The sequence below is a fragment of the Psychrobacter proteolyticus genome (assembly GCF_038155145.1).
Taxonomy (GTDB): Bacteria; Pseudomonadota; Gammaproteobacteria; order Pseudomonadales; family Moraxellaceae; genus Psychrobacter; species Psychrobacter proteolyticus_B.
On record NZ_JBAKAY010000221.1, the window covers coordinates 1 to 211 of the forward strand.

1 protein-coding gene is annotated in these 211 nt (G+C 40.3%); it reads left to right on the forward strand.

Going from position 1 to position 211, the window contains the following annotated elements; all coding sequences use genetic code 11:
• A partial coding sequence (locus V6252_RS13610) for an EAL domain-containing protein (RefSeq protein ID WP_341610783.1) occupies positions 1 to 211 on the forward strand: 211 nt, incomplete at both ends.

Sequence of the window (211 nt, forward strand, 5' to 3'; positions counted from 1 at the left end):
TCCGCGCTCAACGATGTCAATTGTCAAATCTGTGTTAATAACTTTGGCTCTTCTGCCAAATCTATCGAAAATGCCATTTTTGTCCAACCTGATATGGTTCGCTTGGCACGCAGTTATATTCAAGACATTGGTTCAGCAGAAAATTTAGAGCCCGTCAAGTCTATTATCATGAGCACGTCGACTTTGATATCATTAGTGCGCATGATAATAG